Origin of the sequence: Pseudomonas sp. YQ_5, from assembly GCF_043103305.1 — a bacterium.
In the GTDB taxonomy this organism is placed as follows: Bacteria; Pseudomonadota; Gammaproteobacteria; order Pseudomonadales; family Pseudomonadaceae; genus Aquipseudomonas; species Aquipseudomonas putida_Y.
On record NZ_JBICJS010000012.1, the window covers coordinates 62,083 to 85,729 of the forward strand.

Genomic DNA, 23,647 nt, shown 5'->3' on the forward strand with positions numbered 1-23,647 from the left:
ACTCCTTGGGGAAGAGCCAGGGCTGCGCTGCCTGCTCTCCAGAAAATCATCCTGCCATCATAAACCGATCCCGCCGCGGTAAAAACAACCCGGGCGGGATCGCATTCATGAAGATTCTGCAATAAACCAGGCCGCCGATTGTTGCGCCGGATCAGCGGCAAGGCCGATTACTGTTGGTTTTCCTGCTCGCTGAACATGTCGCTGAACAGCATGCTCGACAAATATCGCTCGCCCGAATCGGGCAGGATTACGACGATGGTCTTACCCTGCATTTCCGGTTTTTCGGCCAGGCGCACCGCCGCCGCCATTGCCGCACCGCAGGAAATACCGCAAAGGATGCCCTCTTCCTGCATCAGGCGAATAGCCATGGCCTTGGACTCTTCGTCGGTCACCGTCTCCACCTGGTCGACGATCGACAGGTCGAGGTTTTTCGGCACGAAGCCGGCGCCGATGCCCTGGATTTTGTGCGGGCTGGGCTTGAGTTCTTCACCGGCCAGGGTCTGGCTGATCAGTGGCGATGCCACGGGCTCCACAGCCACCGACAGGATGGCCTTGCCCTGGGTATGCTTGATGTAACGCGACACGCCGGTGATGGTGCCGCCAGTGCCCACGCCCGCCACCAGCACGTCGACTGCGCCGTCAGTGTCGTTCCAGATCTCCGGGCCAGTGGTTTTTTCGTGAATGGCCGGGTTGGCCGGGTTTTCGAACTGGCCCGGCAAGAAGTACTGCTCCGGGTCGGAGGCGACGATTTCGTTGGCCTTCTCGATAGCGCCCTTCATGCCCTTGGCCGGATCGGTCAACACCAGCTCGGCGCCCAGTGCCTTGAGCACCTTGCGGCGCTCCAGGCTCATCGAGGCGGGCATGGTCAGCATCAGCTTGTAGCCGCGGGCAGCGGCGACGAAGGCCAGGCCGATACCGGTGTTGCCCGAGGTGGGCTCGACGATGGTCATGCCCGGCTTGAGCTTGCCGCTGCTCTCGGCGTCCCAGACCATGTTCGCACCAATGCGGCATTTGACCGAATAACCCGGGTTGCGCCCTTCGATCTTGGCCAGGATGGTCACGCCGCGCGGGGCGATGCGGTTGATCTGCACCAGCGGCGTGTTACCGATGGAGTGGGCGTTGTCTGCAAAGATACGGCTCATGGCAGGGGTCCTTGGCATGAAAAAGCAGGGAAATGCCTCAAGGGTAAGCCCGCGGCAGTGGCCCGTAAAGCCTGTTCGAACTCAGCCCGCCGCGGTGCGGTCAACCGCACATCCTGCCTTGGAGACCGCCTCATGAAAGCCCGCTATCGCTGGCCGCTGGTCGGCCTGGCCAGCCTGACCGTGCTGCTGGTGGCGCTGCACCTGGCCCTGCCCTACCTGGTGCGCGACTACCTCAACGACAAGCTGGCCGACATGGGTGACTACCGCGGCCAGGTGGCCGATGTGGACCTGGCCTGGTGGCGCGGTGCGTATCAGATCAATGGGCTGAAGGTCGTCAAGACCACCGGCAAGGTGCCAGTACCGCTTCTCGACGCCCCACTGATCGACCTTTCGGTGAGCTGGCGTTCGTTGTGGTACGACAAGGCAGTGGTGGCGGAGGTGACGTTCGTGCACCCCGAACTGAACTTTGTCGACGGTGGTAGCAAACAGGCATCGCAGACCGGTCAAGGTATCGACTGGCGCCAACAGCTGGAAAAACTCCTGCCCATCACCCTCAACGAAGTGCGTATCGACAACGGCGTGCTGACGTTCCGTAACTTCAACTCCAAGCCACCGGTCGACCTCAAGGCCACCCGGTTGAATGCCAGCATCCACAACTTGACCAATGTGCGCGACCAGAAAGGCCGTCGCGATGCCAGTTTCGAAGGTACGGCGCTCATAGCGGGGGATGCAAAGGTAGAAAGCCGTGCCACCTTCGACCCGTTCAGTGATTTCGATGACTTCGAATTCAGGCTTCGCGCCACCGGCATCGAGCTGCGCAAGCTGAATGACTTTGCCAGCGCCTACGGCAAATTCGACTTCAATGCCGGGCACGGTGACGTGGTCATCGAGGCCCAGGCAGAAAACGGCCGGCTGAACGGCTATATAAAACCGCTGCTGCGCGATGTCGACGTGTTCGACTGGCAACAGGACGTCGAGGAAAAGGACAAGGGTTTCTTCCGTTCGGTGTGGGAGGCCTTGGTGGGTGCGACCGAGACGGTGCTTAAGAACCAGCCGAAAAACCAGTTCGCTACCCGGGTGGAACTCAGTGGCAGTGTGCGCCAACAGGATATCAGTGCCTTCGAAGCGTTCTTGCAGATCCTCCGTAACGGGTTTATCCAGGCATTCAATGCGCGTTATGAGCAGCCAGCGCCGAAGTCTGACTGAGACAGCGTGACGGGGCATTCAGGGACTGAATACCCGGTCTGCGTTTTCAGCCGCCGGGCCCCGCGTTATAGTCGGAAACAAATCCGGATTATGTGCTGCCTGTTCGGGCCTCTTCGCGGGTAAACCCGCTCCTACACCCCCGTAGGAGCGGGTTTACCCGCGAAGAGGCCCGCAAAGCCCTGAATAGAGGACACCCCCCATGAAGTTCGAAGGCACCCGCGACTACGTCGCCACAGACGACCTGAAACTGGCGGTAAACGCGGCCATTACCCTCGAACGCCCGCTGTTGGTCAAGGGCGAACCAGGCACCGGCAAAACCATGCTCGCCGAGCAGTTGGCGGCTTCGTTCGGGGCGCGCCTGATCACCTGGCACATCAAGTCCACCACCAAGGCCCACCAGGGGCTGTACGAGTACGACGCAGTCAGCCGCCTGCGTGATTCGCAGCTGGGCGTGGACAAGGTGCACGATGTGCGCAACTACCTGAAAAAGGGCAAGCTCTGGGAGGCATTCGAGGCCGACGAGCGGGTCATCCTGCTGATCGACGAAATCGACAAGGCCGATATCGAATTCCCCAACGACCTGCTGCAAGAACTCGACAAGATGGAGTTCTACGTCTACGAAATCGACGAGACCATCAAGGCCAGACAGCGTCCGATCATCATCATTACCTCGAACAACGAAAAAGAGCTGCCGGACGCCTTCCTGCGCCGCTGCTTCTTCCACTACATCGCCTTCCCCGACCGCACTACCCTGCAGCAGATTGTCGACGTGCACTACCCGAATATCAGCCAGTCGCTGGTCAGTGAGGCGCTGGATGTGTTCTTCGACGTACGCAAGGTGCCGGGCCTGAAGAAAAAGCCGTCCACCTCCGAGCTGGTCGACTGGCTCAAGCTGCTGATGGCCGACAACATCGGTGAAGCGGTGCTGCGCGAACGCGACCCGACCAAAGCCATCCCGCCGCTGGCCGGTGCGCTGGTAAAAAACGAGCAGGATGTACAACTGCTCGAGCGCCTGGCCTTCATGAGCCGGCGCGGCAACCGCTGACAGGAGCAGGGCCATGCTGCTCAATCTGTTCAATGAGATGCGTGCGGCCAAGGTGCCGGTCTCGGTGCGTGAGCTGCTCGACCTGCACCAGGCCTTGCAAAAGCGCGTGGTGTTTGCCGACATGGACGCGTTCTACTACCTCGCCCGCGCCATCCTGGTAAAGGACGAACGCCACTTCGACAAGTTCGACCGTGCCTTCGCAGCCTATTTCAAGGGCCTGGAAAACCTCGACCGGCACATTGAGGCGCTGATCCCCGAAGACTGGCTGCGTAAAGAGTTCGAGCGCTCGCTGACCGATGAAGAGCGCGCGCAAATCCAGTCGCTGGGCGGCCTGGACAAGCTTATCGAGGCCTTCAAGAAACGCCTCGAAGAGCAAAAGGAACGCCACGCTGGCGGCAACAAGTGGATTGGTACCGGTGGCACCAGCCCATTCGGCTCGGGCGGTTTCAACCCCGAGGGTATCCGCGTCGGTGACGCCGGCAAGCGTCAGGGCAAGGCGGTAAAAGTCTGGGACCAACGCGAGTACAAGAACCTCGACGACCAGGTCGAGCTTGGCACCCGCAACATCAAGCTGGCCCTGCGTCGGCTACGCAAGTTCGCCCGCGAAGGCGCCGCCGAAGAGCTGGACATTGACGGTACCATCGACCATACCGCGCGTGATGCCGGGTTGCTGAACATCCAGATGCGCCCTGAGCGGCGCAACACCGTGAAGCTGCTGTTGCTGTTCGACATTGGCGGCTCGATGGATGCGCACGTCAAAGTCTGCGAAGAGCTGTTCTCGGCCTGCAAGACCGAGTTCAAGCACCTGGAGTATTACTACTTCCACAATTGCGTTTATGAATCGGTGTGGAAGAACAACCTGCGCCGCACGTCAGAGCGTTTTTCCACCTTCGACCTGCTGCACAAGTATGGTGATGACTACAAGGTGGTGTTCGTCGGTGACGCGGCCATGGCGCCCTACGAGATCACCCAGCCAGGCGGCAGCGTGGAGCACTGGAACGAAGAAGCCGGGTATGTGTGGATCCAGCGCTTCATGGAAAAATTCAAGAAAATCATCTGGATCAACCCTTACCCCAAGCAGGCCTGGGAATACACCGCGTCGACCCATCTGGTGCGGGACCTGATCGAGGACAAGATGTATCCGCTGACCCTGCAAGGGTTGGAGGAAGGGATGCGCTACCTGTCCAAGTGAGGTTGCCCGCTCCAACATCGCCGTCAAGGCATGCACAAGACTTGTGTAGGAGCGGGTTTACCCGCGAAGAGGCCGCCCGCTCTACCGCCAACGGTTCAGGTAATCCTGCTGCTCCCGCCAGGCCTCGTCCTGCACCACCGCCCTGAACCGCACAGAAGCCCCCGGCATGCATTGCGCCAGTTGCGCCAGCGCCAGCGGCGTCAGCGCGCCCAGCCGCGGGTACCCACCAATGGTCTGCCGGTCATTGAGCAACACGATCGGCTGCCCGTCCGGTGGCACCTGCACAGCCCCCAGCGGAATCCCTTCAGAAATCATTGGCGCGCCCTGGTAGACCAGCTGTGGTCCCAGTAAGCGAACGCCCATGCGGTCGGCCCGGCTGTCCAGCGTCCAGTCACTGTTGAACGCTTCGAACAGGCTGGTACCGCTGAATTCACCGATCTGTGCGCCTATCACCAGGTCGAGCACCGGCTTTTTGGCGAACTGCGGGCACAACGCTTGCGGCACTTCGCGCAGGGTTGCTTTGCTACCGGTAAAAGCTAATGCCTGGTCTTTAGCCAGCGCAGCACCCTGGCCATCGATGCCACCCAGTGCTTCACGTACCACAGTGGCACAACTGCCCAGCACGTCCTCGCCCTGAAACCCGCCAGGTGCCGCCAGGTACGCCCGGACGCCCCGTTTTGGCTGTTTCAGGGTCAAGCGCTGGCCCTTGGCCAGGGCAAAGCTGCGCCATGGCGCCAAGGGCTGATCATCGACCCTGGCATCCAGGTCGGCACCGGCCAGGGCCAGCACGCAATCCTGTTCGGCCACCACGCAAAAACCACCCAGCGCCACCTCGACCACTGGCGCCCCCAACGGGTTGCCCAGCAGCCAGTTGGCCCAGTGCATCGCCACCCAGTCCAGCGCCCCGCCCTGGGTCACGCCCAAATGACGCACGCCAAAGCGCCCGGCATCCTGTAACTGGCACAACGGCGTACTGGCCTCGATCCTCAATTGCTTCATCCCTGCGCCTCCACATCACCACCCATGGCCAGGAATTCACTGCGCGAAACCGGCACAAAGCGCACCCGGTCACCGGGTTGCAAGAGGCTGTAACCCTCACGCTCACGGTCGAACAACCGCACCGGGGTGCGCCCGATCAGGTTCCAGCCACCCGGCGATACTGCCGGATACGCCGCCGTCTGACGCTCGGCAATGCCCACGCTGCCCGCCGCCACGCGCTTGCGCGGGGTACTCAGACGAGGGCTGGCCAGGCGCTCATCGACCAGGCCCATGAAGCCGAAACCAGGTGCGAAGCCCAAGGCAAACACCGGGTAATCACGCTCGCAATGCAAGCGAACAATCTCTGCTTCACTCAAGCCGCTGCGGGCCGCCAGCACAGGCAGCTCGGGGCCGACACTGGCGTCGTACCACACCGGGATCTCGTGTCGGCGGCCGCCACTGCCGGTGTCAGGCTGCAAGCTGTCCAGCGCCTGAGCGATTCGCGCCCTCGCCTCGCCCGGCGGCAGGGCAGACTGCACCATCAGCGTGGTGTAGGACGGCACCAGATCCAGCAAGTGCTCGCCGAACGCCGCGCTCAAGCGCCGGCTGGCGGCGAGCATCCATGGCATGTTGGCCTCATCGATACGGTCGAACAGGCGTACCATCAGGCTGTCGATGGCGACCACTTCGATTCGCGGCTTCATCACGCCTCCAGCCCATCGAGGGCCTGGCGAATCTGCCGCACCGCAGCCACCGAACTGTCGTTGTCGCCATGCACGCAGAGGGTGCGGGCGGCGAGCTGCAAGGCACTGCCATCGTCAGCCAACAGCGTTTCGCCTCGGGCCAGACGCACAGCCTGCTCCACCACCCGCGCCGGGTCGTGATGCACCGCGCCCGGCAGCCGCCGCGACAGCAGATGGCCGCTGGCGGTGTATGCGCGGTCTGCGAACGCCTCGAACCACAGCGGTACGCCAACTTCATCGCCCAGTGCCTGGGCGGCTCGGTTGTCGGCGGTGGCCATCAGCATCAACGGCAGGTTGCTGTCATAGGCCGCTACGGCCTCCAGCACGGTACGCAGCTTGAGCGGGTCGGCCATCATGTCGTTGTACAGCGCGCCGTGGGGCTTCACATAGGCCACGCGACCACCCAGCACTTTGCAGATGCCATCCAGCGCACCGATCTGGTAATGCAGCAGGTCGCGGATTTCTTCCGGGCTGCAGGCCATGGAACGGCGGCCAAAGCCGACCAGGTCCGGGTAGGCCGGATGAGCGCCGATAGTCACCCCGTGCTCCAGCGCCAACGCCACGGTGCGGCGCATGATACCGGGGTCGCCGGCATGGTAACCGCAGGCGATGTTGGCGCAATCGATGTAAGGCATGACTTCGGCATCCAGGCCCATGCGCCAGCTGCCGAAACTCTCACCCATGTCGCAATTGAGTAGCAGGCGTTCCACCACGCGGTCTCCCTTGTCGTTGTGCATATGCCTACCTTACCGCGCCTGCAGCTGTTTGCCGCGGGTTTCCGGCAAGCTCAAGGCCGCCACGATCACAATGCCGTAGGACACCGCAGAAAACACGCCGATACCCAGGCCCAGCGGAACATTCTGGCCGAGCATGCCGATCATCAACGGGAACAGTGCGGCTATGACCTTGCCGATGTTGTAGCAGAAGCCCTGCCCCGAACCCCGAATGCGCGTAGGGAACAGTTCGGTCAGAAACGCGCCCATGCCACTGAAGATACCCGAGGCGAAAAAGCCCAGCGGGAGGCCCAGCCACAGCATCACGCCATCGCTGACCGGCATCTGCGTGTACAACAGCACAATGACGAAAGAGCCCACGGCGAACAGGATGAAGTTCTTCTTGCGCCCCAGCAGGTCGGACAGATAAGCGCTGACCACATAGCCCACGTACGAGCCGACGATCACCATGGCCAGATAGCCACCCGTGCCCAGCACACTCAGGCCGCGCTCGTTCTTCAGGAAGGTTGGCAGCCACGAGGTGATGGCGTAGTAACCGCCGAGCGCACCGGTGGTCAGCAGGGATGCCCGCACGGTGGTCCAGAGCATGCCTGGCGCGAGGATTTCGTAGAAGCGCGAAGGGGCCTCGGCGTTTTCCACTGCCTTGGCCTTACGATACACCTCAGGGTCCTTGACCAGGCGGCGAACGAAGATCACGAAAACCGCCGGTACCAGCCCCAGCAGGAACAACGCACGCCAGGCCTGCTCTGCCGGCAGCCAAGAGAACAGCAGCGCATAGAGGATGGCCGTGAGGCCCCAGCCAATTGCCCAACCGGACTGCACCATGCCGACCGCCTTGCCGCGGTCCTGGGCGCGGATCACCTCGCCGATCAACACCGCGCCGGCGGTCCACTCGCCACCGAAGCCAAAGCCCATCAGGGTTCGGGCAATCAGCAGTTGCTCGTAGTTCTGAGCGAAGCCACACAGGAAGGTGAAGAAGGCGAACCACAACACCGTCAGTTGCAGGGTACGCACACGGCCGATGCGGTCGGAGAGGATACCGGCCACCCAGCCTCCTGCAGCGGAGGCGATCAGCGTGCTGGTGTGGATCAAGCCGGCTTCGGTGGTAGTGAGCCCCCACAGCATGATCAGCGTAGGGATGACGAAACTGAGCATCTGCGTGTCCATGCCGTCCAGGCCATAGCCAATCTTGCAGCTCCAGAAAGTACGTCGTTGCTGTTTGTCGATGTCGCGGTACCAGGCGAAAGGCCCGGTCGAACGGAAGGAACTGACCTGCTGCTGCACGCCGGTGGGGTTCATGGATGCCTCGGCTTGTTGGTATTGTTTTATGGGGCGACATAAAGCGTCGCGGCCTGGGCGCCATTGTTCAGAGGCCGCCTCGCCTGCGTCCAACGAAAAAAACCGCCGGTCTGGAACAAGAAAAACTGATCATGAACCTTCGCTTCCTCGAAACCTTCGTCTGGGTCGCCCGGCTCAAGAGCTTCCGCCTGACGGCAGAAAAGCTGTTCACCACCCAGGCTTCGGTATCCAGCCGTATTGCCGCACTGGAGGCTGACCTGGGCGTGAAGCTGCTGCTGCGCGACTCCCGCGGCGTCAGCCTGACCCCGGAGGGCGGCAAGGTGCTGGAATACGCCGAACGCATGCTGGAAACCGCCAAGGCCATGAAGCAATCGCTGGACAGCGACCGGGCCAAGGTCGGGCGCATTCGCATCGGGGTGATGGACACTGTGATCCACACCTGGATGAGCGCACTGGTGGCGGAGTTGAGTGAGCGCTACCCGCAGGTGGAAATCGAGCTGGTGGCCGACACCGCGCTGAACTTGCGCGAGCAGTTGCAGAAGGGTTTTCTTGACGTGATTTTGCAGACCGACTTGCTACGCGAGCAATCGATCCGCAGCCTCGACCTGGCGCGCTACCCAATGGGCTGGGTGGTGGCCGCAGGCGCCCACCAGCACAGGGACTATGCGTCGCTGGCCGAACTTGGGCGCGAGCGCATCATCACCTTCTCGAAGAATTCACGGCCGCACCAGGAGGTACTGAGCTTGCTGCAGACTGCGGGGGCAGAGGCGCCGCGGTTGAATTGCGTGAACTCGGTGGCGGCGATTACCCGGCTGTTGCGCGACGGTTTTGGCATTGGCGCGCTACCGCCGGCGCTGGTGGATGCCGAGTTGGGCCGGGGCGAGCTGGTGCTGCTGGAAGGGTTGCAGCCGCCGCCGAGCCTGGAGCTGGTGGTGGCGTGGCAGACCGGGGTGGCGTTGGTAGATGAGGTGGTTGGGGTTTGCCGGCAGGTGCTGGAGCGTTATGCGCGGGATGTGGGTGGGCAGCGGATCGTGCTGGTCTGAACGACGGTCTCTGCCTATACCGGCCCTTTCGCGGGCTCGCCCGCTCCCGCCCGCCAGGCCTGTGATAATCCTGTGGGGCCGGGCAAGCCCGTGAAAGGGCCGGTACAGGTACAGCAGAACTTAGCGCCAGCTCTCTTTCACCGCCCTGCGCCGCCCGCCCAGGATCAGCCAGCCAATCCCCAGCAACAGGCTTTCGACCACAAACGCCAGCACAAAACCGGCACCAACCCCCCAGCCGATCGCCTCGGGCACCAGTAGAATCTGGTAGCTGTAGCCATTGAGGGTTTCTTCGCGCAACTGCGGGTCGGCCTGCACCAGCACATGCCACGTACGCTCGGCCCATGACCCTTGCAGCACCTGCCATTCATTTTCCAGCAGTTCGTTGCGGATCATCAGGCTTTCGATGCTGTTGGCGTCACTGATGAACACCGGGTCGTCGCTGCTGCGGTAGTGCTGCAGCAGCGCCTGCAAGTCGCCCTTGAAAAAGCGCTCGGCCGTTTGCCGGAACCCATCGAGCGCCTCGCGCGATTCGAACAAGTGCGCCTCGACCCGCTGGCTATAGTCCTTGACCAGCCCCGGGACCTGAATACCGGCCAGCAGACCGAAGGTGAACAACAGCAATCGAAGGTAACTTCTGAACATGCAGCCGTCCTTAGCTCTGGCCGTGCGCCACGCACTCGCCGTGCCGCCACAGGGCCCACTGACCCGGCGCGTAGCGGTGCCAGGACTCGTTCTCGGTCAGGGCCTCGGTGGCAATCACCGTGACCACGTCGTTGGGGGTAGTTTCGGTATGAAAATCGACGATCAGGTCGACATCCTTCAACCGTGCGGCACCAAATGGCGCACGGCGGGTAATGTGCACCAGCTTGGTCGAGCAAAAGCAGAACAGCCAGTCGCCGTCGCTGAGCATGCAGTTGAATACGCCCTGACCACGGTAGCCGGCACAGGCTTCGACCAGCACTGGCAGCAGCTGTTCCACCGGCACCGGTTCCGGGAAAGCGCTGCGGATGCGGTTGAGCAGGTCACAGAAGGCCGCTTCGCTGTCGGTGTCGCCCACTGGCCGGTAGAAACTGGCCAGGCCCTTGAAGTCACCCAGCTGGCCGTTGTGCGCGAAGCACCAGTTGCGGCCCCACATTTCCCGCACGAACGGGTGGGTATTGGACAAGCACACTCTGCCGACATTGGCCTGACGGATATGACCAATCACCACTTCGCTTTTGATCGGGTAGCGCTGCACGAGGTTGGCCACTTCCGACTCGCTGCTCGCAGCCGGGTCCTGGAATAGGCGCAGCCCGCGGCCTTCGTAAAAGCCTATCCCCCAGCCGTCACGGTGCGGGCCGGTACGCCCGCCCCGCTGCATCAGGCCGGTGAAGCTGAAAACGATGTCGGTAGGGACGTTGGCACTCATGCCCAGCAGTTCGCACATCGGAGTGTCTCCGTTTACAGGCGTGGTTCGACCCGGCCTGCGCCACGCGCAGCGGCTGGCGGCGAGTCGTCACGGTAACGGTCGCTGCGCTCGGCTGCCAGCGGCGCTTGGGCGCCGAGCTGATCATCCTCGGCCAGCTGACGCTTGGCAGCGGCTTCGGCCTGTTCACGGCGTGCGTGCGCGCGTTTTTCCAGCGGCCAGCGCAGCAGGACGAAGAGGAAGTACAGGCCGAAAGCGATCATGCCGTACATGACGAAGTCGGACACAGCGCGCCAAGCGTTGTTGCCGACCTTGAAGGCAACATCCAGCGCAGTGATGGCGATTGCCGGGGCGAAGCTGTCCTTGACCGGATCGACGATGGTCGGGGTCAGCAGCAGCACCGCCAGCACCACCCGTAGCGGTTCGCGCAGCCAGCGCCACATCCAGCCGGTGAGCTTGAAGCCCACCAGCAGGCACCCTAAGGCGGCCACTGCGTACAGGCCCCAGGCGAAGGTGTAGTCGTTCTCGGTCATGGTGTTCGTGCAAGCCAGGCAAAGAGTTGCCTATGATAAACACTTTTCAGGGCGCAGACAGTGTTTGCCCCAATCAAGAGATCTTCAATGCCAACCAAGCCCCAACCCCCGATTGCCCAAGCCAACCAGGCAACCGACCCGTATGCCTGGCTGCAACAGCGCGACACCCCAGAGGTCCTCGCCTACCTGCAAGCTGAAAACGCCTACCAGGAAGCCTGCCTGGCCGACCAGGCCCCGTTGCGTGAGCAACTGTTCGAAGAGATCAAGGGCCGCATCCTGGAGACCGACCTGTCACTGCCGGCGCCCTGGGGCCCCTACCTGTATTACACCCGTACCACCGCCGGCGACGAATACCCGCGTCACTACCGCTGCCCACGCCCGGCCGATGACTCGAACACCGTCGATGAACGCCAGGAGCAACTGCTGCTCGACCCCAACGCCCTGGCCAACGGCGGTTTCCTTTCCCTCGGCGCGTTCAGCATCAGCCCCGACCACCGCCTGCTGGCCTACAGCCTCGACACCAGCGGCGACGAAATCTATACCCTGTACGTCAAAGACCTGGCCAGTGGCAGTGTCACTACCCTGCCCTTCGACGACTGCGACGGTAGCCTGACCTGGGCCAACGACAGCCAGACGCTGTTCTTCGCTGAGCTGGACGACACCCACCGCCCATGGCGCCTGCGTCGCCACACCTTGGGTACCAACGCCGCGCAAACCGTGTTCGAAGAGCCGGACGGGCGTTTCTTCCTGCACTGCTACCGCACCAGTTCCGAGCGCCAGCTGGTACTGCTGCTGAACAGCAAGACCACCAGCGAGGCCTGGGTACTGGACGCCGAAACCCCGCAGGCGCCGTTCACCTGCCTGGCGCCGCGCGTCGAAGGCCACGAATACTTCCCCGACCATGGCCAGCTCGACGGCCAGTGGCGCTGGTTCATCCGTACCAACCAGGATGGCATCAACTTCGCCCTGTACCACGCGCCAGCCGCGCCAGTACCAAGCCGCGAACAGTGGCAGGTGCTGGTGGCGCACCGCGACGCGGTCATGCTCGAAGGCCTCAGCCTGAATAGCGGCGCCCTGACCCTGAGCCTGCGCGAAGGCGGCCTGCCGATCATCGAAGTGCGCCCGCAAGGTTTGCCGGCCTACCGCGTCGAGCTGCCAGACGCCGCCTACAGCCTGTACGTGCAGGACAGCCTGGAATTTGCCAGCACTCGCATACGCTTGCGCTACGAAGCGCTCAACCGCCCGGCCCAGGTGCGCCAACTGGCGTTGTCCACGGGCGACCAGGTGGTGCTCAAGCAAACCCCAGTGCTCGGTGCATTCGATGCCGATGATTATGTCAGTGAGCGCCTGTGGGCAACCGCAGCGGACGGCACCCAGGTGCCGATCAGCCTGGTACGCCGCCGCCAGGACCTGGGCAAGACCGTGCCGCTGTACCTGTACGGCTATGGCGCCTATGGCGAAAGCCTCGACCCTTGGTTCTCACATGCGCGCCTGAGCCTGCTGGAACGTGGCGTGGCCTTTGCCATCGCCCATGTGCGGGGTGGCGGTGAACTGGGGGAGGCCTGGTACCGCGCCGGCAAGCAGGAGCACAAGCACAACACCTTCAGCGACTTCATCGCCTGCGCCGAGCACCTGATCAGCCAGGGCGTGACGGCCGCCGACCGCCTGGCCATCAGTGGTGGCAGCGCTGGCGGCCTGCTGATCGGCGCGGTGCTCAACCTGCGCCCGGAGCTGTTCCGCTGCGCCATTGCCGAAGTGCCATTCGTCGACGTGCTCAACACCATGCTCGACCCGGAGCTGCCGCTGACCGTGACCGAGTACGACGAATGGGGCAACCCTGAGGAGCCGGAGGTGTATGAACGGATCAAGGCTTATGCGCCGTACGAGAATCTGAAAGCGCAGGCCTACCCGGCGATGCTGGTGGTGGCGGGCTACAACGACAGCCGCGTGCAGTATTGGGAAGCCGCCAAATGGGTGGCGAAGTTGCGCACGCTCAAGACCGACAGCAACCTGCTGCTGCTCAAGACCGAGATGGGGGCTGGGCATGGTGGGATGAGCGGGCGATACCAAGGGTTGAAAGATGTGGCGCTGGAGTATGCGTTCGTGTTTGGCGAGCTAGGTATTGCCTAAACCCAGGTTTAAGCACCCGCGCGGTTGGACTGTGGGAGCGGGCAAGCCCGCGAAGCCAACACCGTGGTGGATGGCACGGGCTTCGCCCGTGTTCGCGGGCAAGCCCGCTCCCACACCCGCCAGCTTCAGAAATTGAGCAAGACAGTTGCTCCAACATGATGACGGCGTGGGCCGCTCATGCTCAATCATTCTGGGCCGGCGGCTTCGGCGGCTCCGGCCGCAACCCGGGCAATGGCTGGTCCTTCGGCGGGCCGGGCACTGGCATCGGCGGCAACAACGGCGCCCCCGGCTGACTGTCATAAGCCTTGGGCGGTGTACTCGGGGTTATCTGCGGGTATGGCGTGGGCGTGGGCGTACCCGGTGCACCAGGCACTGGCGTATTGAGTCGAGGTGGCGTGCTGGCAGCTTCTGCCAGAGGCAGGCCAGCCATCAACAGCGCGGCGAGGATCGCGTGAAACATCAGCAACCTCCTGTCGGGAACCTTGCTACAGGCTACGCCTAAATCAACGCTTTCGCCTGTCCGCCTGACCTGCAAGCGCGCTAGACTCAATGGCATAACCGTCACCTGCCCGATCAGAACAAAGGAAACACCATGAGCTCCACCTCTTCTGCCGCCGCTACCGCGCGCCTCGACCGCATCCTGGCCGATGCCAAGCGCGACAAGGAAATGGGCTACCGCGACAAGGCCCTGAGAATGTACCCGCACGTGTGCGGCCGCTGCGCCCGCGAATTCGCCGGCAAGCGCCTGAGCGAGCTGACCGTGCATCACCGTGACCACAACCACGACAACAACCCTCAGGACGGCTCCAACTGGGAGCTGCTGTGCCTGTACTGCCACGACAACGAGCACTCGCGCTACACCGACCAGCAGTACTTCAGCGAAGGCTCCACCAGCACCCCGAGCATTGCCAAGGCTACGCACAACCCGTTTGCCGGGTTGGCGGGCATGCTGAAGAAAGACTGACCATCGATTCGCCCCCGCTGCTACCGGGCAGCCCGTATAATCGCGCTTTTTTCGCGAAGGGCCCCGGTACGTGGCAAACAAACGATACAGCTGCATCGGCCTGTTCAACCCCAAGTCGGCAGAAAACGTCGGCTCTGTGATGCGCGCCGCGGGCTGCTATGGCGTCAATTCGGTGTTCTACACGGGCAAACGCTATGAGCGCGCGCGTGACTTCGTCACCGACACCAAGCGCGTGCACTACGACATCCCGCTGATCGGCATCGACGACCTGCAGCGCATTATCCCGCTGGGCTGCACGCCAGTGGCGGTGGAACTGGTGGAGGGAGCACGGCCATTGCCGGACTACACCCATCCGGACCGGGCCATTTACATCTTCGGGCCAGAGGATGGCTCGTTGAGCGAAGAGGTGCGGGGATGGTGTGAGGAGACAATCTACATACCAACCGAGGGCTGCATGAACCTGGCGGCAACGGTGAATGTGGTGCTGTACGACCGCTTGGCCAAGGGGCTGAATACCCGCTCGGGTCCCAAGTTCAAATAAAAAGGCCGCCACTGCGGCGGCAGGATAGACCTGCCAACACAGGGCGACCGAGTGCTGAGCTCCGTCAGAACAGCACCGAAACCGGGCCGAACATTGCCTCGACAAACCATGGGTTGTCGCGATCAACGTTGCCGACGATGGTTGGCTGCACGCTCCCCATCCTCGGTTTCGCCCCGTGAACAATGCTGAGTTTCTGCTCGACGGTGTATTCCAGGTACGACTTGATACGCTTGAAATGCGACTTGCAGACGATGCCGCCCTGCCGATTGTCAGGCGCAGGGATGCCTAGTGCAGCACCTTGCTCTGCAGCACATCGGAACGCCGCCCCAGCACGTTCTCGCTGATCTGCACAAAGTCTTCGGTACTGACGCTGGGCAGGCGCATCAGCCCACGCACCACATCGTCCAACGAACGTTTGGCCTGGGTGTGAATACGGATTTCCTTGTCCAACGCCTGCAACAGCATCACGCCACGGGCCACCTGCGCCGGACTGGCGCGCTCACCCTTGAGCCGGTTGACCTTGGCGCCCTGCTTGCTCAGGCGCGCCTGCCAGACCTGGTAGCGGTCATCACTCATCCCGCCCGAGCGGCGTAGCAACTCGTTGGCGTAATAATCGGTCAGGCTTTCTACCAGCCAGTCACTGCCGTCACGCCCGTGAATCTGCGCGAACAGTTGCACCAGTTCGCGCAGCAACGGGCTATTGCCGTTTTCGCTGACCATGGGCCGGGCACTGTTCAGGTACAACGAGCCCTGCGCAGCCATAGCCCCTCGCCACATGCCGTCACGCGCCCCGACCAAAAGCAGCTTGGGCGGGTTACGCGGGAACACAGCTTGTAGTTGTGGCCAGACGAATGTGAGCAAGGTCAGGTTGTCCATGCGCCGCATGCCCTGCCCCACCGGTGCGGCCACGGTCACTTCGGTCTCGCCCAGGCGAGCGCGGCGGCTGCCCAGGTCGCCGGCAAGCATCCAGCCGGTCGGGCGATCGAACAGGCGCGACACGTTGTCGATGCGAAACTTCCCCTTGCCAATGCGCGGCCAGGACGTTTCGATGCTCTTCCAGCCCTCGGGCAGGTCGAAAGCCAGGCGCGCCACCAACTCGGTACCGTCCTGCTGGTCGAGGCGCGCAGGGGGTATCAACTGGTCGCCGAGGAACAGTGCCCAGTGCGGGGTGACGCGTGATGAATAGGCGCCGCTGGCCAGCTTCTGGTCCAGCTGCACGCGGTAGCTGAGGCTGGTCTTGCCGGCCGCTGGCTGCCATATGCCACGCTGCCCCTTCAGTTGCCATTGCCCATCAGCCTGGAAGCCGCTGTAAGCCCCGGCCTTGCTCAGGTCGAAGTCCAGGCTGCGCACTACGCTGCCTTCGGCCAATGTAACGCGCACTTCAGCCTGGCCACTGGCAGGCAGCAAGCGCACCTGGTAGTCGAGGTCGACCTTTTTCGCCCAGGCCGGCGAACTGGCCATCAGGCCCAACAGCAACAACAGCTGGCAACGCATACAGAAACTCCTTGTTTCCCCGGGGCAGCGGGTCGCGCCGGTCAGCTGGCGCGGAAGATCAGGTGGTCTTCCCAGTCGTCTTCGTGCACATCGTGTTCACTGAGCATACGCCCCGACTGTGAAATGCGCTGTTCATGGACCTGTTGGCGATCGCCACAGACCAGGTGATGCCAGGCCGGCAAGTCCTTGCCCTCACTGACCAGACGGTAACCACAGGTACTTGGCAGCCACTTGAACTGGTCGGCCTTGCCCGGGGTAAGCTGGATGCAGTCCGGCACTTGGGCGAAGCGGTTGGGGTAGTCACTGCACTGGCACGTATCCAGGTCCAGCAACTTGCAGGCGATGCGGGTGTAATAGACGCTGTTGTCGTCTTCGTCCTCGAGCTTTTGCAGGCAGCACAGGCCGCAGCCATCGCACAGCGACTCCCACTCTTGCTGGCTGAGTTGTTCGAGGGTCTTGCGCCGCCAGAACGGCGCGTTTTCAGCGATCATCACACGGGGTTCCTGCATTCATCTTGGGGGCCACAGCGCGCGGCGGCGCCAGTCTAGAGCCTGGCCTTCGGCAAAGCCAGACCGCTTGTCAGTCACGCCGGCACGCAGTGGTGCCGTTCAATCGCAGCCAGGCGCAACAGGCTTCGGCGCTATGGCACACCTTCGACACAGCCCATACATTTCAATAACCCCGGTCGAAGTCCACTTCTCCCCGCAACCCCTGCCCCGCTTCATAAGCCCGCACGTTCTCGACAAACAAACGCACCATCGCCCCCGGCGAGGTGGGCGCCGAGCTGTGCCCGGTCAGTAGCAAGCCCCAGGCGGTCCAGAACGGGTGTTGCTTGGGCAACGGCTCCTGGCGGCACACATCGATCACCGCACCGGCCAGATGCCCCGCCTTCAGCGCCTCAACCAGATCGGCATCGACCACCGCCACACCACGGCCGGCGTTGATGAACAAGGCCGAGGGCTGGAAGCACTTGAACAGCGCTGCGTCATACAGGTCATGGGTCGCCGGGGTATCGGGCAGCAGGTTCAGCACGTAATCGACCTGGCCGACCATGCGCGGCAGGTCGACCAGCGCCGCCACCTCGACGAACGGCGCCTGCTCACGGGCACTGCTGGCGACCCCGTAAAGCTCCACACCAAACGGCTGCAGGAACTCGGCCACACGCTGACCAATGTCGCCTACACCCACAATGAGTACCTTGCGCCCTTCCAGGCTGCGCCCCGGGTGGTCATCCCAACGCCGCTCGACCTGGCTGACCAGGCGCGCCAGCACCTCACGCTCATGGCCTAGCATATAGGTGAGCATGTACTCGGCCATCACTTGCCCGAAGATACCCACTGCCCGGCTCAGGCGGTAATCACGCGGCAGGCCATCGGCCAACAACGGCGTGATACCGGCCCAGGTCGACTGCATCCAGGCAGGCTTATGGCCTTGGCGCAGCAGACTTGCCAGCAAGTCCGGCTGGCCCAGCCACACTGGGCACTGCGGTGCCTGGCGGGCGAGTTCGGCAGAGTCGCCGCTGGTCAGAACTTCCACTTCAGGCGCGGCTGCGCGCAAAAGCTCGGCGTATCGAGCATGGTCATGCTCAGCAATCAGTACGCGCATGGTCAGACGGGGTCGTTACGGCGCAGCAGCTCTTCGGGCAGGTGCTCGATGTACTCATCTTCCAGCGGCGGCATCTGCAGGTGGTAACCTTGGCTTTCGAGGTTCTCCAGCACCTTGCTGATGTCCTCGCGGGCCAGCTTGCGCTCAGGGCTGAGCACCAGGTCGAAAGCGTGAACGGGGGTGCCGAAAAACGGCAGCAGGCCTTCAGGCACGCGCTCCAGGCCGTCAGCCTTGAGCACGTACAGGTACATTTCGTTCTTGCGTGGGCTCTTGTAGATCGAGCAAATGCGTTTCATCGGGTTTCTCCGGCACCTGCCAGGTTGTCCAGCAGGGCCTGGCCCATGCGCTCACGGCGCCAGCCGCGCAGCGAATCGGGCAGTTGATAAGGGCCATTGGGGTAACCGCTCTTGAGCAGCGCCTCCAGGGCTTTCTTGCGCAGCATCAGCTCGGGCGCAATCCCCAGGCGCTCGCCTTCGGCCTGGCCGATGGCACGCAACTGCTTGAGGAGGCCGGCAGCCTCGATCGGCAGCGGCTCGGGCAAGGGCGCTGGCCATTGCTCGGCAGGCAGGCTGGCGGCGCGCTTGATCAGCTGGATGAGGAACTCACCGTCCTGGCGAATGGTGCGCGGGTGCATCTCGTCGATCTTGGCCAAGGCCGACAGGTTGTTCGGCTGGCTCTTGGCCATGGGCCACAGCGAGTGCTCCTTGAGGATACGATTGCGCGGGACATCGCGGTTGCGCGCCTCGCGCTCGCGCCAGGCGCACAGCTCACGCAGCACTGCCAGTTGTTGAGGCGCCAGCTTCCAGGCCAGCTTGACGTCGCGATACAGGCTTTCGGGCTCGACTTCACGGCGCAACGCAGCCACCAGCTCGGCGCCGTCTTCCAGCACCCAGGCGTACTTGTCGTCACTCAGCCGCGGGCGCAGCACGGTGAACAGCTCGGCCAGGTGCACGGCATCTTCGGCAGCGTAGCTGACCTGGGTTTCCGAGAGCGGGCGTTGCAGCCAGTCAGAGCGGGTTTCGCCTTTGGGCAATTCGATGCCCAGCACTTCCTGCACCAGGCGCGAATAGCCCATGGAGAAGCCCAGGTTCAGGTAACCGGCGGCCAGCTGAGTGTCGAACAGCGGTTGAGGCAGCTTGCCGGTCAGGCGCAGCAGCACTTCAAGGTCTTCGCTGCAGGCGTGCAGCACCTTGACCACACCGCTGTCTTCCAGCAGGTCGGCCAAGGGTTGCCAGTTGCCGATCAGCAGCGGGTCGATCAGGAAGGCGCGTTGGCCGTCGCCGATCTGAATCAGCCCGGCTTTCGGGTAGAAGGTGTCGACCCGCATGAATTCGGTGTCGACGGCGACGAACGGCAACTGGTGCCAGTCGCGGCAGTGTTCGGCCAGGCTCTGGTCGTCACGGATCCAGTGAATTTCGATGGCCACAAGGCTCTCCCACTAACATTGGCGCGCAGTATATACGGCGCGGGCACTGCTGGTGAAACTGTCCAGCTTTTCGGGAGCAGTCCACCCTGTGGGAGCGGGCGCGCCCGCGAATGAAGGCAACACGGTGTATGGCCCGGGCTTCGCCCGGGTTCGCGGGCGTGCCCGCACAGGGCTTCAGCGCTTGGCCGCCAGCCAGGGCCGGCAACTGGCGAACATGTCCAGCGACTGCTGGTAGAGTTCGGTGTGTACCTGCAACAAGCCAAGCATCGAGTGGAACAGGTTGTCCTGGGACAGCGGGGCATCGCTGAGCCGGGCCAGGCAGTCGGTATCGACGCCGAAGTCCTCCTTGTAGCTGTCAGAGAACCAGGTCAGCAGCGGCACATGCTTCTGCGGCTCGGGAGCGATGGCGTACGGCGTACCGTGCAGGAACAGGTTGTACTCGCCCAGCGACTCGCCGTGGTCGGACAGGTAGATCATCGCCGTGTCGACCTTGTCTTGCTTGCTGCGCAGGATATCGATCAGCGAGGCCAGCACCTTGTCGGTGTAAGCAAGGGTGTTGTCGTACCCGTTGATGATTTCCTCCTTGCTGCACTGGTTCAACGCGTTGCTTTGGCAAACCGGGGTGAAGCGCTCGTCGTCACTGGGGTAGCGCTTGAAGTACTCGGGGCCGTGGCTACCCATCTGGTGCAGCACCAGCACGGTGTCCTTGTCGAGGTTGTCGATCAGCGCGTCCAGGCCTTGCAGCAGGATCTGATCATGGCATTCGCCATTGGCGCACAGCTGCGGATCCTTGAGGTTGCTGACATCGATGAACTGCACGCGATCGCAGGTGCCTTTGCAGCCCGACTGGTTGTCACGCCACTGCACGGCCAGGCCGGCACGCTGGAGAATGTCCAACAGCCCTTCACGGTTTTTCGCTACCCGGGCATCGTAGTCCCTGCGCTTCATGCCCGAGAACATGCAAGGCACCGAAACCGCCGTTTCCGTACCACACGAGTGCACGTCGGAAAACGCCAGCAGGCCCTGCTCCTTGGCGAGATTCGGCGTGGTATCGCGGTCATAGCCCAGCACGCCGAAATGGTCTGCCCGGGCACTTTCCCCGACCACCAGCACAGTCAGCGACTTGCGCTCATGTTTTTGCCAGGCCGCATCACGCTTGGCATCTTCGCCATAATGCTGGAACGGGCGCGAGGCCGTACCGACACGCTCGCTGACATAACCAATGGAAGCCCCGACGATATTGCTGGGGGTGAGCATCAGGCGCAGTTCATGGTGATTGCGAAACAGCGACGACAGCCCCTGATAATTGACCAACGCGACCGAGCCAATGGTCACTACACAGGCGCCACTGACCACCAACTTGCCCAGCAGCTCGCGGTGCCAGGGGCGGTAAGCGATCTTCGCCTTCCACAGCAGCACCGAAGGCAGCACACCCAGCAGCAGGATATATGCGGCAAACTTGAACGACATCAAGTCGCGCACTTCCGCAATATTGGTCTCGGCCATATTACGAAACATGCCGGTATCAATAAGTACGCCGTACTGGTTCATGAAGTAAGCCACGCCTGCGCCACTCATGAACAACACGATAAGTACCGGCTTCAATACATACCGGAATGCAAGTAACGTGAGGATCAGATTGAAGGCGAAGAGCATCAGCACGGCAAACGCCAGGCTTAGCCACAACCCCGACAGGCCGGCAGGAACCACCGCTTGCAGGTGCTCCCAGAGGAACATGTTGAAGCCGATCAGAAGGTAAAGACTGGCCAGCAGCGTGACCCATTCAGTCCGCAGGGATTTGAAGTTGAGCATCAGCGTTCGCAATCAAGAGTGATTTTCACCCCCCAGGCCAGAAGGCACCGTGGGAAAGTTGGGCGAACTCTAGAAAGGGCACCATCAAATTTTTGTGAAAAAGACGGTAACAATTTCGTGAAGGTGCGTCTTTTACAAATAATCTCAAAATCATTCAGCTGCCATTCAGCCTGGGCAGCCGCCACAAGCCTGCGCAAAGACAGCTATCCTCAGTGATCAGAGCCTTACCGACAACCCTGACAGAGGTGAAGAAATGCCAGTTCCGCATGATCTGCTCGCTGACCTGCACGTTACCGCTGATGCATTCCAGGCGCTCATTGACAAGGATCAGGACCTGCACAAACTGCACAAGGAGTACAACGCCAAGGACAAGGAGGTGGTCGCCGCCGAAGGCAACGGTACCAACGACGAGGCCGTCAACCGCCTGCGCAAGGAAAGGTTGCTGATCAAGGACAAGATCGAACGGATCATTCATCCGCCCAAATCCTGACAGGCATCTATTGAATCCGCCGGCCTCTTCGCGGGCAAGCCCGCTCCTACATTGAAACACGACACCTGCAGGAGCGGGCTTGACCGCGAAGAGGCCAGCAGCCCTTACACAGCAACCAGTGCTTTCAACGCCCCATCCAGGTCCTCGACCAGGTCACGGTAATCCTCGATACCTACCGACAACCGCAGCAGGTTCTCGCTGATACCCATCACCCCTTTCTGCTCCGGGCTCAGCGAGCAGTGCGACATGCTCCAGGAATGGTTGATCATGCTCTCCACCCCGCCCAGCGAGTCAGCCAGCACAAAAATCTGCAGTGCCTCTACCAGGCGGTTGAGCGCGGCGCGGTCGCCCTTGACCTTCATCGCCACCACTGCCCCGCCACTGCGCATCTGGCGTTTGCACAGTTCATGCTGTGGGTGGCTTTCCAGCCCCGGGTAATAGACCTGCTCGACCTGCGCGTGGCCTTCCAGGAAGCGCGCCACCTGCAGGGCATTGGCGCACTGGCGCTCCATGCGCACATCCAGGGTTTTCAGGCCGCGCAGGGCCAGGTAGCAGTCGAACGGCCCCTGCACCGCACCAATCGCCATGCTTATACGGCGCAGGCGGGCCAGCAGCGCGTCATTGGCTGCCACCACCACACCGCCGGTGAGGTCGGAGTGGCCACCGATGTACTTGCTGGCAGAGTGCATCACCAAGTCCACGCCCAAGGTGATCGGGCGCTGGTTCCACGGTGAGCAGAACGTGTTGTCGATACAGGTAAGAATTCCCCGCGCCCTGGCCAGGTCGCATACCGCCTTGATATCGACCAGGTGCAGCAACGGGTTGGTCGGCGATTCGATCCAGATCAGCTGGGTTTCCGGCTTGATCGCAGCCGCTACGGCTTCAAGGTCGTTGAGATCGACATAGGTGGTGGTCAGCCCCGAGGTGCGGCTGCGGTAATCTTCCATGATGCGGAATGTGCCACCGTAAACGCCGTTCATCACCACCACGTGGGCATCCTTGGGCAGCAGCTCAAGCACGGTTGCGGTGGCATTGACTCCCGAGGCGCAGGCCACAGCGCCCACGCCTTCTTCCAGGGCAGCGACACAGGTTTCGTAGGCATGCCGGGTGGGGTTGCCGACGCGGCTATAGGAATATTCCGGCTTGTCATCCAGGCTGCGCTTGGTGAACGAACTGGCGGTGACGATGGCCGGGAAAATGGCGTTATCGGCAACGCTGAACTGCTCGCCGGCGTGAATGGTACGGGTGGCGAAATTGCGCGGCTTGTCGGACATGGTCAGGCCCATTGGCAGAATGAAAGCTGCAACTATCGCACAACCCAAATCGTCTGGCCTTGGGGTAATCTGTGAAATATTTTTCTGCACGGCCAGCGCACGATATGGACAGTTTCGACCAGCACATTCTTACCCTGCTACAGCGTGATGCCTCGATCTCGCTGAAGGACCTGGCCGAGGCCGTCAACCTGTCCACCACACCGTGCTGGAAGCGGGTCAAGCGCCTGGAAGAAGACGGCTACATACTCGGCCGTGTCGCCCTGCTGGACCCCGAACGGCTGGGGCTGGGGCTTACTGTGTTCGTCCAGCTCAAGACCCAGCGCCACGACAGCGCCTGGCTGGAGCAGTTTGCCGCGACCGTCACCGGGTTCGAGGAAGTGATGGAGTGCTACCGCATGTCCGGCGACTGGGACTACATGCTGCGGGTGGTGGTGGGCGATATCGCGGCGTATGACCGGTTTTACAAAAAGCTGATTACCCGTACCGACGGGCTATCGAACATCACCTCCAGTTTTGCCATGGAGCAGATGAAGTACACCACGGCTTACCCGGTGAATCGCGCCTGACTGGTGCTGGATTCTTCGCGGGTAA

The 23,647-nt window shown here is 62.3% G+C and carries 26 protein-coding genes; 9 read left to right on the top strand and 17 right to left on the bottom strand.

The genetic code is table 11. The features are described from left to right. Window positions 1–167: 167 nt before the first annotated feature. A complete protein-coding gene (gene cysK, locus ACF8EA_RS02385; protein ID WP_021783386.1) occupies window positions 168–1,142 on the bottom strand; it encodes a cysteine synthase A in 975 nt (324 codons plus the stop codon). 132 nt (window positions 1,143–1,274) lie between these two features. Between cysK and ACF8EA_RS02390 the strand changes: the two genes are divergently transcribed. The 3 genes from ACF8EA_RS02390 (at window position 1,275) to ACF8EA_RS02400 (ending at window position 4,585) form a co-directional block, all read left to right on the top strand. Beyond that, on the top strand, window positions 1,275–2,348 hold the full coding sequence (locus ACF8EA_RS02390; RefSeq protein ID WP_392521044.1) for a DUF748 domain-containing protein: 1,074 nt from the start codon (window positions 1,275–1,277) through the stop codon (window positions 2,346–2,348). Between the two features lie 199 nt (window positions 2,349–2,547). Continuing rightward, on the top strand, window positions 2,548–3,393 hold the full coding sequence (locus ACF8EA_RS02395) for a MoxR family ATPase (protein ID WP_016488585.1): 846 nt from the start codon (window positions 2,548–2,550) through the stop codon (window positions 3,391–3,393). A gap of 13 nt (window positions 3,394–3,406) precedes the next feature. Continuing rightward, on the top strand, window positions 3,407–4,585 hold the full coding sequence (locus tag ACF8EA_RS02400) for a VWA domain-containing protein (RefSeq protein ID WP_392521045.1): 1,179 nt from the start codon (window positions 3,407–3,409) through the stop codon (window positions 4,583–4,585). Between the two features lie 81 nt (window positions 4,586–4,666). On the opposite strand, the gene ACF8EA_RS02405 is transcribed toward ACF8EA_RS02400, so the two are convergent. From ACF8EA_RS02405 to ACF8EA_RS02420, 4 genes are read right to left on the bottom strand one after another with little or no spacing between them, the layout of a single operon-like run. Then, window positions 4,667–5,584, bottom strand: a complete 918-nt coding sequence (locus ACF8EA_RS02405) for a biotin-dependent carboxyltransferase family protein (protein WP_274102195.1) — start codon at window positions 5,582–5,584, stop codon at window positions 4,667–4,669. After that, window positions 5,581–6,267 carry a 5-oxoprolinase subunit PxpB gene (gene pxpB / locus ACF8EA_RS02410; RefSeq protein ID WP_392521046.1) on the bottom strand — a complete coding sequence of 229 codons (687 nt, stop codon included), beginning with the start codon at window positions 6,265–6,267 and terminating at the stop codon, window positions 5,581–5,583. The genes ACF8EA_RS02405 and pxpB overlap by 4 nt, the downstream gene beginning before the upstream one ends. Next, entirely contained in the window at window positions 6,267–7,043 is a 777-nt protein-coding gene (locus tag ACF8EA_RS02415) for a 5-oxoprolinase subunit PxpA (protein WP_275966586.1), read from the bottom strand. The genes pxpB and ACF8EA_RS02415 overlap by 1 nt, the downstream gene beginning before the upstream one ends. A 9-nt stretch (window positions 7,044–7,052) precedes the next feature. Continuing rightward, window positions 7,053–8,339, bottom strand: coding sequence for an MFS transporter (locus tag ACF8EA_RS02420; protein WP_392521047.1), 1,287 nt, complete (start codon window positions 8,337–8,339; stop codon window positions 7,053–7,055). Between the two features lie 131 nt (window positions 8,340–8,470). On the opposite strand from ACF8EA_RS02420, the gene ACF8EA_RS02425 reads away from it, so the two are divergent. After that, window positions 8,471–9,382 carry a LysR family transcriptional regulator gene (locus ACF8EA_RS02425; protein ID WP_325950513.1) on the top strand — a complete coding sequence of 304 codons (912 nt, stop codon included), beginning with the start codon at window positions 8,471–8,473 and terminating at the stop codon, window positions 9,380–9,382. Window positions 9,383–9,502: 120 nt separating this feature from the next. On the opposite strand, the gene ACF8EA_RS02430 is transcribed toward ACF8EA_RS02425, so the two are convergent. The 3 genes from ACF8EA_RS02430 to ACF8EA_RS02440 are packed head-to-tail and all read right to left on the bottom strand — an operon-like array spanning window position 9,503 to window position 11,320. Then, window positions 9,503–10,024 carry a DUF2937 family protein gene (locus tag ACF8EA_RS02430; protein WP_103462159.1) on the bottom strand — a complete coding sequence of 174 codons (522 nt, stop codon included), beginning with the start codon at window positions 10,022–10,024 and terminating at the stop codon, window positions 9,503–9,505. Window positions 10,025–10,034: 10 nt separating this feature from the next. After that, window positions 10,035–10,808, bottom strand: a complete 774-nt coding sequence (locus tag ACF8EA_RS02435; protein ID WP_021783377.1) for a class II glutamine amidotransferase — start codon at window positions 10,806–10,808, stop codon at window positions 10,035–10,037. 14 nt (window positions 10,809–10,822) lie between these two features. Continuing rightward, a complete protein-coding gene (locus ACF8EA_RS02440) occupies window positions 10,823–11,320 on the bottom strand; it encodes a hypothetical protein (RefSeq protein WP_021783376.1) in 498 nt (165 codons plus the stop codon). Window positions 11,321–11,407: 87 nt separating this feature from the next. Between ACF8EA_RS02440 and ACF8EA_RS02445 the strand changes: the two genes are divergently transcribed. Beyond that, window positions 11,408–13,450, top strand: coding sequence for a S9 family peptidase (locus ACF8EA_RS02445; RefSeq protein WP_392521048.1), 2,043 nt, complete (start codon window positions 11,408–11,410; stop codon window positions 13,448–13,450). Between the two features lie 181 nt (window positions 13,451–13,631). Here ACF8EA_RS02445 and ACF8EA_RS02450 read toward each other — a convergent pair whose 3' ends face one another. Next, entirely contained in the window at window positions 13,632–13,910 is a 279-nt protein-coding gene (locus tag ACF8EA_RS02450; protein WP_103462157.1) for a hypothetical protein, read from the bottom strand. Window positions 13,911–14,042: 132 nt separating this feature from the next. On the opposite strand from ACF8EA_RS02450, the gene ACF8EA_RS02455 reads away from it, so the two are divergent. Both ACF8EA_RS02455 and ACF8EA_RS02460 read left to right on the top strand, forming a co-directional pair. Continuing rightward, window positions 14,043–14,414: a YajD family HNH nuclease gene (locus ACF8EA_RS02455; protein ID WP_003254676.1), complete on the top strand. Its 372-nt coding sequence runs from the start codon at window positions 14,043–14,045 to the stop codon at window positions 14,412–14,414. A gap of 70 nt (window positions 14,415–14,484) precedes the next feature. Beyond that, window positions 14,485–14,955, top strand: a complete 471-nt coding sequence (locus tag ACF8EA_RS02460) for an RNA methyltransferase (RefSeq protein WP_003254677.1) — start codon at window positions 14,485–14,487, stop codon at window positions 14,953–14,955. Between the two features lie 64 nt (window positions 14,956–15,019). Here the strand turns inward: ACF8EA_RS02460 and ACF8EA_RS02465 are convergent, their stop codons facing one another. The 7 genes from ACF8EA_RS02465 to ACF8EA_RS02495 all read right to left on the bottom strand — a co-directional run bounded on the left by ACF8EA_RS02465 (window position 15,020) and on the right by ACF8EA_RS02495 (window position 21,292). Continuing rightward, a complete protein-coding gene (locus ACF8EA_RS02465; RefSeq protein ID WP_392521051.1) occupies window positions 15,020–15,238 on the bottom strand; it encodes an aldehyde dehydrogenase family protein in 219 nt (72 codons plus the stop codon). Window positions 15,239–15,240: 2 nt separating this feature from the next. Beyond that, the gene (locus ACF8EA_RS02470) at window positions 15,241–16,449 is read right to left on the bottom strand and encodes a hypothetical protein (protein WP_021783373.1); all 1,209 of its coding nucleotides are present in this window, start codon (window positions 16,447–16,449) and stop codon (window positions 15,241–15,243) included. 41 nt (window positions 16,450–16,490) lie between these two features. Continuing rightward, window positions 16,491–16,940, bottom strand: a complete 450-nt coding sequence (locus ACF8EA_RS02475) for a YcgN family cysteine cluster protein (RefSeq protein ID WP_028697742.1) — start codon at window positions 16,938–16,940, stop codon at window positions 16,491–16,493. Window positions 16,941–17,121: 181 nt separating this feature from the next. After that, on the bottom strand, window positions 17,122–18,054 hold the full coding sequence (locus ACF8EA_RS02480) for a D-2-hydroxyacid dehydrogenase (RefSeq protein WP_392521049.1): 933 nt from the start codon (window positions 18,052–18,054) through the stop codon (window positions 17,122–17,124). A 2-nt stretch (window positions 18,055–18,056) separates the two neighbouring features. Beyond that, window positions 18,057–18,350, bottom strand: a complete 294-nt coding sequence (locus ACF8EA_RS02485) for a YcgL domain-containing protein (protein WP_021783370.1) — start codon at window positions 18,348–18,350, stop codon at window positions 18,057–18,059. After that, complete coding sequence (gene rnd / locus ACF8EA_RS02490) at window positions 18,347–19,480, bottom strand: ribonuclease D (protein ID WP_064491840.1); 1,134 nt, start codon at window positions 19,478–19,480, stop codon at window positions 18,347–18,349. The genes ACF8EA_RS02485 and rnd overlap by 4 nt, the downstream gene beginning before the upstream one ends. A 174-nt stretch (window positions 19,481–19,654) precedes the next feature. Continuing rightward, entirely contained in the window at window positions 19,655–21,292 is a 1,638-nt protein-coding gene (locus ACF8EA_RS02495) for a phosphoethanolamine--lipid A transferase (RefSeq protein ID WP_325950510.1), read from the bottom strand. Window positions 21,293–21,545: 253 nt separating this feature from the next. On the opposite strand from ACF8EA_RS02495, the gene ACF8EA_RS02500 reads away from it, so the two are divergent. Further along, on the top strand, window positions 21,546–21,782 hold the full coding sequence (locus ACF8EA_RS02500) for a YdcH family protein (RefSeq protein ID WP_016391913.1): 237 nt from the start codon (window positions 21,546–21,548) through the stop codon (window positions 21,780–21,782). Between the two features lie 104 nt (window positions 21,783–21,886). Here ACF8EA_RS02500 and ACF8EA_RS02505 read toward each other — a convergent pair whose 3' ends face one another. After that, window positions 21,887–23,068 (bottom strand): PLP-dependent aspartate aminotransferase family protein, encoded by a 1,182-nt coding sequence (locus tag ACF8EA_RS02505; RefSeq protein ID WP_021783367.1) that lies wholly within the window; start codon window positions 23,066–23,068, stop codon window positions 21,887–21,889. A gap of 92 nt (window positions 23,069–23,160) precedes the next feature. Between ACF8EA_RS02505 and ACF8EA_RS02510 the strand changes: the two genes are divergently transcribed. Further along, a complete protein-coding gene (locus ACF8EA_RS02510; RefSeq protein ID WP_103469931.1) occupies window positions 23,161–23,622 on the top strand; it encodes an Lrp/AsnC family transcriptional regulator in 462 nt (153 codons plus the stop codon). Window positions 23,623–23,647 lie beyond the last annotated feature (25 nt).